Below are 15,288 nucleotides of genomic sequence, written 5' to 3' on the forward strand. Positions count from 1 at the left end.
TTACACCCGCTCGATGTTTTCGACCAGGGCCACCAGGCCGAAGTCCTCGATGACGTAGGCATCGTTGGAGGACTGGTAGTCGGCGATGCGGTCGTACTCCGGCTCGTCCTTCAGGTGGCGACGGCGGGCACCTTCCTGCCAGTAGATGGACAGGTTGCTCAGGGTGGTGACCAGCACGGTTCCATCCGGGAAGTAGGGCACGTCGACGATTGGCAGACCGCCCAGGCGTGCACGGTTGACGACTTCCTGGGCCGCGTTTTCCTCTTGGTTGGAGGCGGCGCCTTTCTCGACAGCGGCGAGCAGCTTTTCGTGCAGCAGGTCGCGGGAAACGATGACGACCAGGTCTGGGTGGCTGCGGTGCCACGGGTCCAGCATCTGGACGGCGTCGAATACCAGGCCGTCGAGGGTCTTGTAGTCGCCGGTCGCGCCGACGGTGACCTTGCCGGCGGTACCGCCTTCGTCAAGTACTCGGTCTGGGGCCCCGTCGCGGACCTTCTGCAGCCAGCCGATGTTCACGTCCTGGCGCAGCGGGTTGGTGGCCGGGTTCGAGGCGGCAGCCGCTGCCACGCCGTGCCAGCCGATCATGATGCGGTCCAGGCCCTGGCGCTGGGCGATCGAGCCGGTGAGGCGCACTTGGAAGTCCGGGAACTTGGCCCAGGCATCGAGCAGTGCGTAGGGGAAAGCACTGTCGAAGTTGGTTTGCTTGCAGGTGTAGCTGTCCTTGCTCAGGGACTGGCGTTCACCCGGGTTGCGGCGGTTGCCGGCGGCGGTGTTGGTGCGGCTGGCGATCGGGCCGTTGACGCCCAGCAGCAGGGCTTCGCCGGTCTGATCGTTCACACCAATGACGTTGATGCGGCCGAGCAGGGTGGTGGCTTCCTGGATGGCGGTTTCCAGCTTCTGCTGGACGCTGGGCTCGACGCTGAACTTGACGGCGGCGCTCTCGACGCCGTTGAGCTTGGCCACATGAGCCATGTAGCCGTTGTAGGCGATTCGGGTTTCTTTACGCATGGTGTGCTCCGAGTGGGCGACGGTAGGGGTCAGAACGCGGCCAGGTTTTTGCCATCACCACCGGTCGACAGCGGGCGCTTCTGCTGGCTGTGGTCCTCGGTCTGGCCCAGGCTCTTGACCAGGTCGTTGAGCTCGGTTTCGAGCTTGGTGAACTTGGCTTCCAGTGCCTGGCGGGCTTTCTGTTCGGTGGTGAAGGCCTCGCCCTGTTCCTTGGCATGGGTGGCGAGTTCCTCAATAGCGCTGGCCAGCTCGGAGAATTGGGCGGCGTCCTTGCCCTCTTTGTCCTTGCTCTTGCCGATGAGGTCGGAGACACGCTTGAACAGGCCAGTGACCTTGCTCTCACTGTCGGTGACCTCGTCGAATTCCAGGGTGGTTTCTAAGGCCTCGGTGAACATCGACGTTTCCGAGTAGTGGCGATCCTTGAACGGGCTGGAGTCCGGCTTCTGTGCGGAAAATGCCAGGACCTCGGTACCCAGGCTTGCCGGTGAGTCGGTCACAGCCAGGCCGACGAGGTAGGCCTCGCCAGTGTCGGAGAAGCTGTCGTCGATCTCGATGGAGGTGTAGATCTTTTGCTTCGCCTTGTTCATGGCGACCAGGTCGGCAGTCGGCTCGATCTGGGCGAACAGGGCCAGCTTCTTCTGGCCGTTGATTTCGACCTCTTCAGCCTTAACCGCAGTGACGTCGCCATAAGCCTTGAACGGACTGTCGGGCAGTACGCTACGGAAGTGCTCGAGCCAGATGCGGGCGCCATAGGTGGTCTGGTTAAAGTTCTTAGCGGCCTGCTCCAGCCAGGAGCGTTCGATCTTGCGCTTGTCGGTGGTGGCGCCTTCAACGGCTACCCGGAACCACTTGGAACGGAATTTCTTCATGGGGGGCTGTCCTCAATGCATGTCGGCGGTCGCCGTTGCGTTGAGGGCATGGTCGGCAGCTGGCGTTGCTGCGGCAACGCGCTGTGCCTGTAGGAGGGGCTGCTACAGGGTGCGGGGGTAGGGGCTCGCGCGCGCGACCGGCAGCATCGGCGCCATGAACGATATCGTCCAGCTGCCCACCGACCCCCGCCGACACGCCAAACACCTGTATTGGATGGGTTGGCGCGTCACCGATATCGCCGACTTCCTGGGCGAGAAGGAAAAGACCCTGCACAGCTGGAAGGCCCGCGATGAGTGGGACCGGGCCAGCGCCCTAGAACGGATTGAGGCGGCGACCGAGGCGCGGCTCGTCCAGTTGATCCTGAAGGACCCGAAGACAGGGGCCGACTACAAGGAAATCGACCTGCTGCACCGGCAGATGGAGCGGCAGGCCAGAATCAAGCGCTACCAGGAAGGTGGTACCGAGACTGACCTCAATCCGAACCTGGCCGCGCGCAATGCCGAACCGAAGCGTAAGCCCAAGCGCAACGAGATCACAGAGGACATGGTCGAGAAGCTCACCGAGGCGTTTCTCGACGAGTGTTTTGACTACCAGAAGGACTGGTACCGCGCCGGCAACCAGCGCACCCGGGCGATTCTCAAGAGCCGGCAGATCGGCGCCACCTTCTACTTCGCCCGCGAGGCACTGATCGACGCCCTGACCACGGGGCGCAACCAGATCTTCCTGTCGGCCTCGAAGAACCAGGCGCACATTTTCAAGGCGTACATTCAGGCCTTCGCCCGCGACGTGGTGGGTGTAGAGCTCACGGGCGACCCGATCCAGTTGCCCAACGGCGCCGAGCTGCACTTCCTGGGCACTAACGCGCGCACCGCCCAGGGCTACCACGGCAACTTCTACTTCGACGAATTCTTCTGGACCTACAAGTTCAACGAGCTGAACAAGGTCGCGTCCGGCATGGCGATGCAGAAGCAATACCGCCGGACCTACTTCTCGACGCCCAGCTCGATGGCCCATGAGGCCTACACCTTCTGGACGGGCGAGCGCTTCAACAAGGGCAAACCCACGGCCAAGCGCATCGAGATCGACGTCAGCCACGACGCCCTGCAGATGGGGCGCCTGTGTGAGGACCGGATCTGGCGGCAGATCGTCACAATCCTGGATGCCGAGGGCCGAGGCTGCGATCTGTTCGACCTGGACGAGCTGCGCCTCGAGTACGACGCCGAGGCCTTCCAGAACCTGCTGATGTGCCAGTTCGTCGACGACGGGGCGAGCATCTTCCCGCTGGCGATGCTGCAGCCCTGCATGGTGGACAGCTGGGAACTGTGGGGCGAGGACTACAAGCCCTTCGCGCTGAGGCCGTTTGGCGATCGCCAGGTGTGGCTGGGCTATGACCCAGCCGAGAGCGGCGACAGCGCCGGCCTGGTTGTCCTGGCGCCGCCGATGGTGCCGGGTGGGCAGTTCCGGGTCTTGGAGCGGTTTCAGTTCCGGGGCATGGACTTCACTGCCCAGGCCGAAACCATCAAGAAGGTGACCCAGCGCTACTGGGTCACCTATATCGGCATCGACGTCACCGGCATCGGCTCTGCCGTGGCCCAGCTGGTGAAGCAGTTCTTCCCGAACTTGACCACCTTCAGCTACTCGCCGGAGGTAAAGACCCGACTGGTGATGAAGGCCTGGGACGTGATCCGCAACGGGCGCCTGGAGTTCGACGCCGGGCACGTCGATATCGCGCAGTCGCTGATGGCCATCCGCAAGACCGTCACCCCCGGCGGCCGGCAGTTCACTTACACCGCCGGCCGCACCGATTCCACCGGCCATGCCGACCTGGCCTGGGCCCTATTCCACGCACTGCACAACGAGCCGCTGGAGGGCCAAACCGTGGCCAACACCGGCTTCATGGAGATTTACACATGAGCAAGGGCAATCAACGCAATCGCGCCGCTGTTCAGCACAGTAATCAGTCCGCCGCGCTCGAGGGCGAGGTGCTGGCCAAGTCGGCAGCCGGCGCCGAGGCCTTCACCTTCGGCGATCCGGTGCCCGTGCTCGATGGTCGCGAAATCCTGGACTACGTGGAGTGTTGGGCCAATGGCCGCTGGTACGAACCGCCGCTCTCCCTAGACGGACTGGCCAAGGCCACGCGGGCCAGCGTCTACCTGCAGTCCGGGCTCAACTTCAAACGCAACATGCTGGCGAAGACCTTCATCCCGCATCGGCTGCTATCGCGCCAGGCCTTCGAGCAATTCGCCCTGGACTGGCTGACCTTCGGCAACACGTACCTGGAGAAGCGCGACAACATGCTTCGCCAGGCCCTGGGGCTAAAGCCGACCCTGGCCAAGTACATGCGGCGAGGTGTTGAGCCGGAGACCTATTTCCAGGTGCGGGGCTGGAAGGACGAGCACGAGTTCAAGGCGAGAAGCATCTGCCACCTGCGTGAGGCGGATATCAACCAGGAGGTCTACGGCTTGCCGGAATGGCTGTCAGCGCTGCAGAGCGCGCTATTGAACGAGAGCGCCACCCTGTTCCGGCGCAAGTATTACCAGAACGGCAGCCATGCCGGCTTCATCCTGTACATGACCGACGCCGTGCAGAACGAGGACTTCGTCAACGACCTACGTGACGCCATGAAGAACAGCAAGGGGCCCGGCAACTTCCGCAACCTGTTCATGTACGCCCCAGGGGGCAAGAAGGAAGGCCTGCAACTGATCCCCATCAGCGAGGTGGCGGCCAAGGACGACTTCGGCGCCATCAAGAACATCAGCCGCGACGACCTGCTCGCGTCCCTCCGCATCCCGCCCCAGCTCATGGGCATCGTGCCGCAGAACGCGGGCGGCTTCGGCTCCCTCCGCGAGGCGGCCGAGATCTGGACGCTCAACGAGCTGGAACCGATCCAGGCCAGGCTGGCCCAGGTGAACGAGTGGTTGGGGGAGGAGGTGGTGCGCTTCCAACCATTCGAGCTGGGAGCAGCAAAGGAATAAGTCCCCGCGCAGGGGATTGAACGAGGCGTCGGGCAGGTGTTGGAGCACTTGCCCGACGTCGAAACACTCGAGCTAGCCGAGTGATCCAACCAAGGCCTCGCCCCTCTGCGCAGGGGGGGCGGAGCCTAAGCGAAACCGAGAATTCAGACAAGGATCACTTATGTCGCAACCTATTTTCCCGTGGATGGGCGGTAAGCGCCGCATGGCAAAACACATTCTTCCGGAGTTCCCGGACCACGAGTGCTACGTCGAGCCGTTCTGTGGCGGCGCCGCGTTGTTCTTCATGAAGGAGCCCAGCCGTGTGGAAGTCATCAACGACTTCAACGGGGAGGTGGTGAATCTCTACCGGGTGGTCGCCCATCACCTTGAGGAACTAGTGCGCCAGTTCCGCTGGTCCCTGGTAAGCCGCAAGATGTTTGAATGGGCCAACCAGCAGGTCCCGGAGACCCTGACCGACATTCAGCGCGCGGCCAGGTTCTTCTACCTGCAGCAGCTCTGCTTTGGCGCCAAACCAACCGGTCGGACCTACGGTACCGCCACTACTGCGCCGCCAAAGCTGAATCTGCTGCGTATCGAGGAAAAACTCAGCGAGGCGCACCTTCGCCTGGCGCGGACCAACATCGAGCACTTGGACTGGAAGGAGTGCATCCGCCGGTACGACCGAGAGCACACGCTGTTCTACCTTGACCCCCCATATTGGGAGACGGCGGGATACGAGACGGGTGTTTTCCCGTTTGAGGAATACCAGGCTATGGCCCAACTGGCGGAGTCGATCAAGGGGCGGATGGTCATCTCGATCAACGACCACCCGCAGATCCGGGAGGTGTTCGCCCGTCTGCGCCTCAAAGAGGTGCCGTTCCGCCACATGGTGGGCGGGGGCGAAGGTAAGCAGACGAATGAGCTGATCTATTTCAACTGGTGAAGCAAAAGAAAAGCCGCCTGGTGGCGGCTTTTCTAGTTCTATTCGTTCTTTCTATTTTCAGATTGGCGGTTTAGTAACCACCCGCCGACCAATCCAACTACAGCCCCGGATACTGCAAATGCAGGAACGGCAGGTGCAGCGATCGCTGCTGCAAGTCCGAGGGCCGCTGACCCCCCTATCGACGACGCCACTGTGCCGGTTATTTTTGCTGCCTTGGCTTTAGCTTGCTTCTTCTTCAGCCTATTACGGCGTGCCATACGGTAACGTACGTACCCCAAGCCTTTGCGATTCAAAAGCTTCTGAACTATCGCGTCCTTCTCGTCTTTCGTGAGGGTCTTTTCTTTCGCCTGCAATACGTCATCCACCAGCATCTCAATGACGTCAGCTGAAATCGCCAATTGTTCGTCGCTGGTGTTGACGGTTGTTTTCTCAGTCATAGAACCCTCCACTAGTGAACGAGCTGTTGGGTACGGAATCCGGCCAACAGAACCAACACTGTGATCAATGTAGCACTCCATCTCATGCGCTGTCCGGGCTGCCAATTGCTATCCGCTGCCTTGGCAAAAATTGCAGCGATCAGCATGAAGAAGCATGCCAAGGCGATGAGAGCGCAGAAGTAGGGAATGTAGCCCGTTTTGGGGGCCGTCCATCCTTTAAAAGCTGCCTGGATTGCAAGCACCGACGCGCCGTACAACCAACCCATCGAGTCAATGGCCTCATGCCATTTGAAATTGAATGAGCTGGTCTGCGCCACCACGATGCCGGCAAGAATTGACCAGTACAAAAGCGCGGTCCCAATGAGGGGTAGTAGTCCCTCGAAAAGCAGCCATTTTACTGAGGCGTCCATCACTCACTCCAAGTTCTGCCGTGGCGAAGTTTATGCGTCGGCATCTGCTCGTCAACTCTCTTTCAACCTGGCGCGCGCAGTCGTCCCCCCGCCACGCCTGCGGGCTAAATGTGTCGATTTCACTGCGCCCCTGCAGGGGCCTCCGCGCGGCCCAGGCAGGGCGCTGGCTGGGTGAATACGGTGGAGGGTAATCCCTGCGAATCCCTGCGAAGGTGGGGTCATCTGGGGGCCACTTAGGGTCCACTCCATGCCGGGGTATGGGGGGGCATCGCCAAAAGAGTAATTTCCGCAACCTGCCGCGACGCCTCGCCTGGAGGCCGCGTCGTTCGGGGTTTTACGGGTTACAAAATGGAGTAACAAGGGAGTAACTAGAAATGTAATTTTTCTATAAATGCTTGATTTATAAGGCTTTCGCCAAATCGAAAAATCACATGAAGAAGGAGTAACCAGATTACTTCTATGTTACTTGGAAATTACTTTTTTGCTTGGCTGAAAAAGCTTGGATTTTCAATAGGTTGGAGAGTTTTTGCCGCAGAGGTTACAAAAATTACTCTTTTTGCGGCCCCCCCCAGTACCTGAAAACCGAGGCTCCTATACAGGGGCGCACGCTCGCGCGTTCCATCCCAGGAACCACGCAAGGCAGCAGCTTGCTACTCCCGACCCTGCTCTACACGAGCAGGCAACACGAACAGAAACTGGGCTAGGGCCTGGGCAAAGGCAATTGCCTTTCGGGCGTCGGCCTCATTCGGCAGAGCAGCCTCTTCGTCCGCGTGACGCTGGTCGTTTGCTTCGAGTCGCACCTCATGGGCCCATAGAGCCATCTCAGCCGTGATGAGGTGTTCAGCGGCTGCCGTTTCGATCCGCCTGTAGAGGGAACCATCCCGAAGACCCTTTTCTTTCAGCATCGAATCAACGGCCGAGGCGGTAAGCATGACGGCACCCGCAGGCGCATGAATGCTCACTATGGCTTGTTGGAGAAACGATCTGGCGCGCTCAGGGACGGCATCATCTACTGCTTGTGGCTTGGGCCAGCACTCCTTGATGGCGCGGAGTTCACCGCGTGCATCGTAAAAGGCAACTGTCATGACAACGCCCCCGCAGGTGGCGCATGCATACATTTGCCATTGTCGCGGCCAATCCCCATTACTGTTTGCCGTGCGGAAGTTCACCTGAGAGGTCAGGTTCGGTCTGGCGACCTGGCAGTGAGGGCAGCGATCAAGAGGAAGGTTAGTTCCCTGCATCATGGGGGCGATTGCTCCAACGCACGTCAACTGGGGTCATTGCTAGGAGATTGGCGCGCTTATCCTGGTAGACCTCTGACGTTTGCCCTCTCATCGAGGTTCAAACGGCCCCCAAAACGGCCCCCAACTCTTTTCGGTTGGACCGGTGGGCGGCAGGAAGGCCCGTGGATTCTGGAGCGGGCGAAGGGAATCGAACCCTCGTCATGAGCTTGGGAAGCTCAGGTAATGCCATTATACGACGCCCGCGAAGGGTGCTCTTTTTACCAGAAGAGGCGGGCGAGGTGAAGCCCGGTGCAGCCACAAGTTACTGAAAGATACTTGCACCTGCCCGGGCGGCCGCGCGTTCAAACGGCAACTGCCTGGTAGTCGGCGACCTGCGGGCGAGCCATGCCCTTGGTGGCCGGAGTCTTGAGGAAGCCCAGCATGGCTTGCTGGGTCTGCAGCCAGGCGGCCTTGGTTTCGACGTCGACGAAGTGGCCGGCGTTGTCGATGACCTCGAACTGGCAATCACGCACGTGCTTGGCGAAGTGGCGGGCGTCCTCGGCCGAGGTGTATTCGTCGCGGTCGCCGTTGATGAACAGCAGCGGGATGTCGACGTTGGCCAGGCAATCCACGTAGCAGCGCGAATCCATGTTCAGGACCTGGCACACGTGGTGGTGCATCTGCAGGTACTCGTGATCGTCGAGGCTGCTGCAGTGCTTGTGGTTGAAGCGCTGGTACAGGCTCGGCAGGTGTTTGCCGATGGTGTTGTTCACCAGGTGGCCGACGTTGTCGCGGTCGATGGCCGAGAGGTAGTCCATGCCGCGGGTGAGGTAGTCCATCATCGGCGCGTTGAGGATGGGTGAGAAGGAGGTGACGACGGCCTTCTTGATTCGCGCCGGGCATTGGGCCAGGGCGAGCAGGGCGGAGACGCTGCCCCAGGAGAAGGACATCAGGTAGTCCACCCGGAAGTGCTCGATCAGGTGGAGGAGGATGTCGGCCTCGGTCTCCTTGCCGATGAAGCGGGTGTTGTCGTTATGCGGCTTGGACTGGCCGGCATAGGGCTCGTCGAAGAGCACCACGTTGAAGTGCGGTTGCAGGTATTTCACCGTCTGCGCGAACGAGGCGGTCGTCGACAAGGAGCCGTTGACCAGGATGATGGTCTCCTTGGCTTCTGGGTTGCCGTAGAACTCCGTGTGAACCTTGTACTGGCTGTGAATCTCGACGATGGCAGTTTCCGGCCTCATGTCGTTTCCTCCTGGCGCAGATGGGTCGTGCGAGCCCTCTCAACGGCTTGGCTCGCGCTTAAGTCTTGGCAGTAGGAAAACGCCTTTCGATGACAATCGGATGTCAGGCGTAAATTTTTAAAATTCTTTATTTATCAAACGGATAGGTCGAAAAAAGACGGCGGGCTCCAGCGCTTTCAAGGGCGCCAGAGGAGTCTTCTAACCAGGCAGGGAACCTACGAGTGCAGAGCACAGGGTACCGCAGGGAACGCTTAGATGGTCGACGTGACTCTTTGGTCACGCTTAGACCTTGTGTCCGATTTAAGCAGGGCATCATGTCACTCGCAAGCTCATTGAAAGGAAAAATTCTTGCAGTTCGTCGGGTTATTCGATCCCGATGTGACTCGCAGATGATCTAGCTAAAAGCAGGCCACTTCTGCGTCGGTGAGTGACCGGTAGTCGCCTGGCTGCATCTGAGGGTCCAGTTTCAGCGGGCCGATGCTTTCGCGGTGCAGGCGCACGACGCGGTTCTGGAAGTGGCCGAACATGCGCTTGACCTGGTGGTAGCGGCCCTCGTGGAGGGTCAGGCGGGCGGCGCGGGTGTCGAGGATGTCCAGCTGGGCGGGGAGGGTGGTCAGGTCCTCGAAGGCGAAATAGAGCCCTCGGGCGAAGGTGTCGATGTATTCGGTGCCGATGGGCTGCTCGGTTTCCACGTAGTAGACCTTGGGCTGCTTGCTGCCGGGCAGCGTCAGGCGGCGCGACCAGTGCCCGTCGTTGGTGATCAGCAGCAGGCCGGTGGTGGTGAGGTCGAGGCGCCCGCCTAGATGCAGCTCGTGCTTGTCAGGCTCGTCGAGCAGGTCGAGCACAGTGGGATGCTCCGGGTGCTCAGTGGCGCTGACGTGGCCGGAAGGCTTGTAGAGCATGTAGTAGCGCGCTGGCTTGCCGGCCTGGAGCAGCCGCTCGTCCAGCTCTACGCGGTTGAACTCGCGGACCTCGAAGCGGCCATCGACGACCGTTTGTCCATCCACCTTTACCCGACCAGCGGCTAGCAGCAGACGCGCGTCGAGGCGGCTGAACTCAGCAAGGTTGCTCAAAAATCGATCAAGGCGCATCAGCTTGGTGCATCGAGTGGCAGCGACTGTGCGCAACGGGGGCAGAGGCAGGCGCGGTCGATGTCCTGCGGCGGGATGCGCTCAAGCGCGGTGGGGTCGAACTTTGCCGTGAAGCACCAGCAGTCCTGACCGGCACGCGCAGGATCGGCCTGGGTGCACTGATTGCTCTGGCCGCAGAGTGGGCAGCGGGTCGGGTCGGACGGGGCGCTCATGAAGGGAGTTCACGGTGGAAAGGGCGCAAGGGTGCAGCCTTGTGGGCTGGGCTGCAAGTGCGTGCCGATGGGCGCCGTTTCCCGATGGTCGCGCAGCGGCGGACGTTGCCGTCTGGCACGGATGGCCTAGGCTCGAATATGCAAGGTGAAGATGTCTGAAAGCGACATGGCCGGATTCACAAATGTCTGAAGGCCTTTGAGAAGCTGACGCATAATCGCGGTCTATCGATTCTGTCGCCCACAATTTAGAGCAGAGCTGCCTCGTGTCCACCAACATTAGTGTCGTCAATAAAGCCAAGGCCTGGTCCGCTCACGGTGTCACGGCCACCGGCGTCGTGCTGGCCCTGATGGCCATCCTCGCCTTGTTCGACAATCAGCCCCGTGACTGCCTCCTGTGGCTGGGGGCTGCGTTGCTGGTAGATGGCCTCGATGGCACCCTCGCCCGACGCGTGCAGACCAGCACCATGCTGCCGAACTTCGATGGTTCGACCCTGGACCTGGTGATCGACTACCTCACCTACGTGTTCATCCCCGCGATCTTCATCTATCGCTACATCGACCTGCCCGAGCATACGGCGCTGGTGGCGGTGAGCCTGATCCTGGTGTCGTCGCTGTTCTGCTTCTGCAACCTGAACATGAAGAGCAGCGACAACTATTTCGTCGGCTTCCCCGCAGCCTGGAACGTGGTGGCGCTGTACATCTGGATCATCGATCCGCTGCCCGTGGTCAGCCTGTTGCTGATCTGCTTCCTTGCGGCCCTGACGCTGACCAAATTGAAGTTCCTGCACCCGTTCCGCGTGCGCAAGCTGATGCCGCTCAACATCGTGGTCACCTTCGTGTGGATGATCAGCAGCATGTTCCTGATCCTTCAGCATCCCTTCTACAAGTCGCTGGTTCTGGGCATCTGGTGGCTGTCCTCGGCCTACTTCGTGGGCATCTGCCTGTGGCGCAGCCTGCTGGACTGGACCCACAAGCTGAAGGCTTGATCGCTGGTCCTTGTGGGCGAATTCGTTCGCGGTCACCCAGTGCCGATTTCCTTGTAAGGGCGAATGAATTCGCCCTTACAGTCGCAGCCTTTCCTCGGTCGTTTCAGCGGATTGGCCACCCTGTGATCACGCCAGTTGGCCGTAGGTCGCAAGCCCCGCCGGCATTGGTTTTGAGGTATCCCTTCCCCCACGAGGATGCCTTGATGACTCCACGCCTGGACTATTGCGCCGCCTCTCCCGATAGCCATTCGGGGTCGGTGTTCGCCTACGTGACCGAGGGCGAGGTGATCTCTCAGTTCAAGGGGCAGGCGCCCAAGCGCTACAAAGCTGGGCGTATCTGGCGATTCGGGGAAATGTCCAACACCGATCCCGGAGTCCATCCGGGCTACGCGCTGCCCCTCCCGGATGGATCGGCGCTGGGTATCTCCGAAATGCGGGGCTGGGCCCTTGCTACCAAAGCGGCAGCGTGTAGCTGAGGATCAGGCGGTTCTCGTCGAGGTCGCTGCCGAAGTTGGTGGAGCGCACGGTCGCGTTGCGCCACTTCAGCCCGAGGTTCTTCAGCGGCCCGCTCTGCACCACGTAGGCGATGTCGGTGTCGCGCTCCCATTCCTTGCCGTCCTCGCGGCCGGCTCCCAGCTCGACGTCGTCGCCCGAGAGGTAGCGGGTCATGAAGGTCAGGCCGGGAATTCCGACGGCGGCGAAGTTGTAGTCGTAGCGCGCCTGCCAGGAGCGTTCCTCGCGGTTGGCGAAGTCGCTGATCTGTACGAAGTTCACCAGGTAGGCGTCGCTGCCGTTGACGTAGGCGAAGCCGGTGTCGCCACTCATGCGCTGGTAGCCCAGGCCCAGGGCGTGGCCGCCGATGCCATAGGTGAACATGGCGCCAAAGGCCTTGTTATCCACATTGCTGCTACCTTCGTCGGTGGAGCGGGCGAAGCGCAAGTCACTCTTCAGCGTCTGGCCTTCGCCCAGCGGCAGCAGGTGGTTCAGCGTCAGCATGTGTTGGCGGTAGAAGTCTTCCAGGCGGCCGAAGCCATAGCCGGTGCTGAGGGTGTCGTTCCACTTGTAGCTGAGGTTGGCGAAGTCGAAGGCGTCGCTGGTGGCCTGGCGGGCGCGGACGTTCTTCGCCCCGACGGTGGTGATGCTCATGTCCTCGTAGTCGGAGGAGTCGCGCTGGTTGACCTGGCGCAGGTGCCCGGCATCGAAGGTCAGACCGTCGATCTCCAGGGAGTTGAGCTGGCCGCCTTCGAAGGTTTGCGGCAACAGGCGCGAGTCGTTGGCCAGCAGCACGGGGACTTTGGGCATCAGCGTGCCGAGCTTGAGGGTGCTCTTCGAGGCGCGCAGCTTGGCGGTCAGGCCCAGTTCGCCGTATTCGTCCTGGGCGCGCTTGGGCGCTTCGCGGTCGCGCTTGAGCAGGCCGGAGCCGGCACGGTCGGGGCTGGAGTCCAGTTTCACGCCGAGCAGGCCGATGGTGTCCAGGCCGACGCCGATCTGACCTTCGGTGAAGCCCGATTCATAACGCAGCAGGAAGCCCTGGGCCCATTCCTCGGCCTTGGCCTGGGGCGCGGCGTGTTGGCGGAAGTCGCGGTTGAAGTAGAAGTTGCGCAGCTCCAGGCTGGCCTTGCTGTCCTTGACGAAGTCCGCCAGGGCGGGCGTGGACATGCCGAGGGCGCCGCCGGCCAGCAACAGGCCGGTGGTGAGGGTGTTGCGATGCATGGTGAGTCCTCTTGTTTTTGTTGTCGGGGTACAGGGGGAATAAAAAGGGCGCGGCCCAAAGGAGCCGAGACCGCGCCACGGCTCAACAGGCGGGATCGTTCAGCCAGTTCGAAGCGGGGAGGGCACGGCGGCAGGCCGTGCCCCATCGGTCAATGGCTGCTGGCCGCTGCCGCCCCCAGGCCGGTCTGGGCACGCACGAACTGGTCGTCGTAGGCGGCCCGTTCGCGGTTGGCGCGGGCGCTGCGGTCGAGGTTGGAGACGACGACTATCACCAGGAAGGCCAGCGGCATGGAGAACAGCGCCGGGTGGTCGTAGGGGAAGATCGCCTTGGCGTGACCCAGCACGGTCACCCACACCGCAGGGGAGAGGATCACCAGCACCAGCGCCGAGGCCAGGCCGATGAAACCGCCCCAGAGCGCACCACGGGTAGTCAGGCCCCTCCAGTACATGGCCATGATCAGTACCGGGAAGTTGGCCGAGGCGGCGACGCCGAAGGTCAGGCCCACCAGGAAGGCGATGTTCATCTGCTCGAACAGCAGGCCCAGGCCGATGGCGACCAGGCCGAGGCAAACGGTGGCGATGCGGCTGACACGCATCTCGTCGCGCTCGCTGGCGCGGCCTTTTTTCAGCACGGTGGCGTAGAGGTCGTGGGAGATGGCCGAGGCACCGGCCAGGGCGAGGCCCGCGACCACGGCGAGGATGGTGGCAAAGGCTACGGCGGAGAGGAAACCGAGGAATAGGTTGCCACCCACCGCCTGGGCCAGGTGCATGGCGACCATGTTGCCGCCGCCGACCAGGGTGCCGCCCAGCTTGCCGTCGACGAAGTACTGCGGATCGGTGCCGACGATGACGATGGCGGTGTAGCCGAGCACGCAGACCACCAGGAAGAAGAAGCCGATGAAGCCGGTGGCGAACAGCACCGAACGGCGCGCTTCCCTGGCGTTGGGCACGGTGAAGAAGCGCATCAGGATATGCGGCAGGCCGGCGATGCCGAACACCAGGCCAAGGGACAACGACACGGCGTTGATCGGATCTGCCAGCATGGAGCCGGGGCCCATGATGCCGTTGCCGATGGCGTGAGCTTCCACGGCGCGGCCGGCGAGGTTCTCGAAGCTGAAGCCGAACTCGCTCATGGCCATCAGTACCAGCGTGGTACCGCCGGCCAGCAGCAGGACGGCCTTGACGATCTGTACCCAGGTGGTGGCGATCATGCCGCCGAAAATCACGTAGACCAGCATCAGCAGGCCAACCACCACTACGGCCATCTGGTAGTCGAGGCCGAACAGCAACTTGATCAGTTGGCCGGCGCCGACCATCTGCACGATCAGGTAGCAGCACACCACGGTCAGCGAGCCGATGGCGGCGAAGCTGCGCACGCGGGTCTGGTCCAGGCGGTAGGACACGATATCGGCGAAGGTGTAGCGCCCCAGGTTGCGCAGGCGCTCAGCCATCAGGAAGGTGATGACCGGCCAGCCGACGAAGAAGCCGATGATGTAGACGAAACCGTCGTAGCCCTTGGTGAATACCAGGCTGGTGAGGCCCAGCAGGGTGGCTGCCGACATGTAGTCGCCGGCGATTGCCAGGCCGTTCTGGAAGCCGGAGATACCGCCACCGGCGGTGTAGAAGTCGGCGGTGGAGCGGGTGCGCCGGGCGGCCCACCAGGTGATCGCCAGGGTGCCGAGGACGAACACGAAGAACATGCCGATGGCGTTGAGATTGAGCGCCTGTTTCTCCGCCACCAGGGGCGCGGCGAAGCTGGTCAGGGGCGCCAGGGCGAGCAGACTGAGTAGGGCTTTCATGCCTGGGCCTCCTTGATGATTTCCGCGCTGAGGCTGTCGAAGCGGGTGTTGGCGCTGCGCACGTACCAGGCGGTCAGCAGCCAGGAAAGGACGATGATGGCGGCGCCCACCGGGATGCCGCGGCTGAGGTTGCTGCCGTCGTAGAGCGGCAGGTGCAGCCAGCCGGGCACGAAGGCCACCAGCATGATGAACAGGTAGTAGACCCCCAGCACGATGGCGCTGAGGGACCAGGCGAGTACGGCTCGCTGGCGTGCCAGGTTCTGGAACTTGGGGTTGGACCGGATACGGTCGAAGCTTTGGGTGAGGGCTGGGTTCTGGGTACTCATGACGGCTCCGCTTGTTGTTGTTGTCGATGCCTGTTGCCAGCCGCCACAGCTTTTTCGGGCATGCAGCGGCCT

At 61.9% G+C, this 15,288-nt stretch carries 16 protein-coding genes and 1 tRNA gene; 5 read left to right on the top strand and 12 right to left on the bottom strand.

Annotated elements, in window-relative coordinates; translation table 11 throughout:
- Both E8F20_RS27905 and E8F20_RS27910 read right to left on the bottom strand, forming a co-directional pair.
- The gene (locus E8F20_RS27905) at positions 1-1,008 is read right to left on the bottom strand and encodes a phage major capsid protein, P2 family (RefSeq protein ID WP_280286651.1); all 1,008 of its coding nucleotides are present in this window, start codon (positions 1,006-1,008) and stop codon (positions 1-3) included.
- Between the two features lie 29 nt (positions 1,009-1,037).
- Positions 1,038-1,877, bottom strand: coding sequence for a GPO family capsid scaffolding protein (locus tag E8F20_RS27910; RefSeq protein ID WP_280286652.1), 840 nt, complete (start codon positions 1,875-1,877; stop codon positions 1,038-1,040).
- Between the two features lie 154 nt (positions 1,878-2,031).
- On the opposite strand from E8F20_RS27910, the gene E8F20_RS27915 reads away from it, so the two are divergent.
- The 3 genes from E8F20_RS27915 to E8F20_RS27925 all read left to right on the top strand — a co-directional run bounded on the left by E8F20_RS27915 (position 2,032) and on the right by E8F20_RS27925 (position 5,775).
- Positions 2,032-3,792: a terminase ATPase subunit family protein gene (locus tag E8F20_RS27915; RefSeq protein WP_280286653.1), complete on the top strand. Its 1,761-nt coding sequence runs from the start codon at positions 2,032-2,034 to the stop codon at positions 3,790-3,792.
- The gene (locus E8F20_RS27920) at positions 3,789-4,853 is read left to right on the top strand and encodes a phage portal protein (protein WP_280286654.1); all 1,065 of its coding nucleotides are present in this window, start codon (positions 3,789-3,791) and stop codon (positions 4,851-4,853) included. The genes E8F20_RS27915 and E8F20_RS27920 overlap by 4 nt, the downstream gene beginning before the upstream one ends.
- A 160-nt stretch (positions 4,854-5,013) precedes the next feature.
- Complete coding sequence (locus tag E8F20_RS27925; RefSeq protein ID WP_280286655.1) at positions 5,014-5,775, top strand: DNA adenine methylase; 762 nt, start codon at positions 5,014-5,016, stop codon at positions 5,773-5,775.
- 38 nt (positions 5,776-5,813) lie between these two features.
- Here E8F20_RS27925 and E8F20_RS27930 read toward each other — a convergent pair whose 3' ends face one another.
- The 7 genes from E8F20_RS27930 to E8F20_RS27960 all read right to left on the bottom strand — a co-directional run bounded on the left by E8F20_RS27930 (position 5,814) and on the right by E8F20_RS27960 (position 10,392).
- Positions 5,814-6,212: a hypothetical protein gene (locus E8F20_RS27930; protein WP_280286656.1), complete on the bottom strand. Its 399-nt coding sequence runs from the start codon at positions 6,210-6,212 to the stop codon at positions 5,814-5,816.
- An 11-nt stretch (positions 6,213-6,223) separates the two neighbouring features.
- The gene (locus E8F20_RS27935) at positions 6,224-6,622 is read right to left on the bottom strand and encodes a hypothetical protein (RefSeq protein WP_280286657.1); all 399 of its coding nucleotides are present in this window, start codon (positions 6,620-6,622) and stop codon (positions 6,224-6,226) included.
- Between the two features lie 650 nt (positions 6,623-7,272).
- Positions 7,273-7,707, bottom strand: coding sequence for a DUF4145 domain-containing protein (locus E8F20_RS27940; protein ID WP_280286658.1), 435 nt, complete (start codon positions 7,705-7,707; stop codon positions 7,273-7,275).
- Between the two features lie 328 nt (positions 7,708-8,035).
- Positions 8,036-8,109: transfer RNA gene (locus tag E8F20_RS27945), tRNA-Gly, on the bottom strand.
- A gap of 98 nt (positions 8,110-8,207) precedes the next feature.
- Complete coding sequence (locus E8F20_RS27950; RefSeq protein WP_280286660.1) at positions 8,208-9,089, bottom strand: alpha/beta hydrolase; 882 nt, start codon at positions 9,087-9,089, stop codon at positions 8,208-8,210.
- 398 nt (positions 9,090-9,487) lie between these two features.
- Entirely contained in the window at positions 9,488-10,180 is a 693-nt protein-coding gene (locus tag E8F20_RS27955; protein WP_280286661.1) for a pseudouridine synthase, read from the bottom strand.
- Complete coding sequence (locus E8F20_RS27960; protein WP_280286662.1) at positions 10,180-10,392, bottom strand: cysteine-rich CWC family protein; 213 nt, start codon at positions 10,390-10,392, stop codon at positions 10,180-10,182. Before E8F20_RS27960 ends, E8F20_RS27955 begins: the two co-directional genes overlap by 1 nt.
- 263 nt (positions 10,393-10,655) lie before the next feature.
- Between E8F20_RS27960 and pcsA the strand changes: the two genes are divergently transcribed.
- Together pcsA and E8F20_RS27970 are read left to right on the top strand one after the other, a co-directional pair.
- Complete coding sequence (pcsA, locus tag E8F20_RS27965) at positions 10,656-11,378, top strand: phosphatidylcholine synthase (RefSeq protein ID WP_028628849.1); 723 nt, start codon at positions 10,656-10,658, stop codon at positions 11,376-11,378.
- Between the two features lie 203 nt (positions 11,379-11,581).
- Positions 11,582-11,854 carry a hypothetical protein gene (locus E8F20_RS27970; RefSeq protein WP_280286663.1) on the top strand — a complete coding sequence of 91 codons (273 nt, stop codon included), beginning with the start codon at positions 11,582-11,584 and terminating at the stop codon, positions 11,852-11,854.
- Here E8F20_RS27970 and E8F20_RS27975 read toward each other — a convergent pair.
- The 3 genes from E8F20_RS27975 to E8F20_RS27985 form a co-directional block, all read right to left on the bottom strand.
- Positions 11,829-13,091 carry an OprD family porin gene (locus tag E8F20_RS27975; RefSeq protein WP_280286664.1) on the bottom strand — a complete coding sequence of 421 codons (1,263 nt, stop codon included), beginning with the start codon at positions 13,089-13,091 and terminating at the stop codon, positions 11,829-11,831. The two genes, E8F20_RS27970 and E8F20_RS27975, sit on opposite strands and share 26 nt — an antisense overlap.
- Before the next feature lie 149 nt (positions 13,092-13,240).
- Positions 13,241-14,890: a cation acetate symporter gene (locus E8F20_RS27980; RefSeq protein ID WP_028628851.1), complete on the bottom strand. Its 1,650-nt coding sequence runs from the start codon at positions 14,888-14,890 to the stop codon at positions 13,241-13,243.
- Positions 14,887-15,216, bottom strand: a complete 330-nt coding sequence (locus E8F20_RS27985; protein WP_280286665.1) for a DUF485 domain-containing protein — start codon at positions 15,214-15,216, stop codon at positions 14,887-14,889. Before E8F20_RS27985 ends, E8F20_RS27980 begins: the two co-directional genes overlap by 4 nt.
- Positions 15,217-15,288: the final 72 nt, after the last annotated feature.

Origin of the sequence: Pseudomonas sp. BN415, from assembly GCF_029871195.1 — a bacterium.
GTDB lineage: Bacteria > Pseudomonadota > Gammaproteobacteria > Pseudomonadales > Pseudomonadaceae > Metapseudomonas > Metapseudomonas resinovorans.

Bases quoted from the DNA above. Each gene is read 5' to 3' on its own strand.
- E8F20_RS27905 (WP_280286651.1), bottom strand. From the start codon at position 1,008: ATGCGTAAAGAAACCCGAATCGCCTACAACGGCTACATGGCTCATGTG.
- E8F20_RS27910 (WP_280286652.1), bottom strand. From the start codon at position 1,877: ATGAAGAAATTCCGTTCCAAGTGGTTCCGGGTAGCCGTTGAAGGCGCC.
- E8F20_RS27915 (WP_280286653.1), top strand. From the start codon at position 2,032: ATGAACGATATCGTCCAGCTGCCCACCGACCCCCGCCGACACGCCAAA.
- E8F20_RS27920 (WP_280286654.1), top strand. From the start codon at position 3,789: ATGAGCAAGGGCAATCAACGCAATCGCGCCGCTGTTCAGCACAGTAAT.
- E8F20_RS27925 (WP_280286655.1), top strand. From the start codon at position 5,014: ATGTCGCAACCTATTTTCCCGTGGATGGGCGGTAAGCGCCGCATGGCA.
- E8F20_RS27930 (WP_280286656.1), bottom strand. From the start codon at position 6,212: ATGACTGAGAAAACAACCGTCAACACCAGCGACGAACAATTGGCGATT.
- E8F20_RS27935 (WP_280286657.1), bottom strand. From the start codon at position 6,622: ATGGACGCCTCAGTAAAATGGCTGCTTTTCGAGGGACTACTACCCCTC.
- E8F20_RS27940 (WP_280286658.1), bottom strand. From the start codon at position 7,707: ATGACAGTTGCCTTTTACGATGCACGCGGTGAACTCCGCGCCATCAAG.
- E8F20_RS27950 (WP_280286660.1), bottom strand. From the start codon at position 9,089: ATGAGGCCGGAAACTGCCATCGTCGAGATTCACAGCCAGTACAAGGTT.
- E8F20_RS27955 (WP_280286661.1), bottom strand. From the start codon at position 10,180: ATGCGCCTTGATCGATTTTTGAGCAACCTTGCTGAGTTCAGCCGCCTC.
- E8F20_RS27960 (WP_280286662.1), bottom strand. From the start codon at position 10,392: ATGAGCGCCCCGTCCGACCCGACCCGCTGCCCACTCTGCGGCCAGAGC.
- E8F20_RS27970 (WP_280286663.1), top strand. From the start codon at position 11,582: ATGACTCCACGCCTGGACTATTGCGCCGCCTCTCCCGATAGCCATTCG.
- E8F20_RS27975 (WP_280286664.1), bottom strand. From the start codon at position 13,091: ATGCATCGCAACACCCTCACCACCGGCCTGTTGCTGGCCGGCGGCGCC.
- E8F20_RS27980 (WP_028628851.1), bottom strand. From the start codon at position 14,890: ATGAAAGCCCTACTCAGTCTGCTCGCCCTGGCGCCCCTGACCAGCTTC.
- E8F20_RS27985 (WP_280286665.1), bottom strand. From the start codon at position 15,216: ATGAGTACCCAGAACCCAGCCCTCACCCAAAGCTTCGACCGTATCCGG.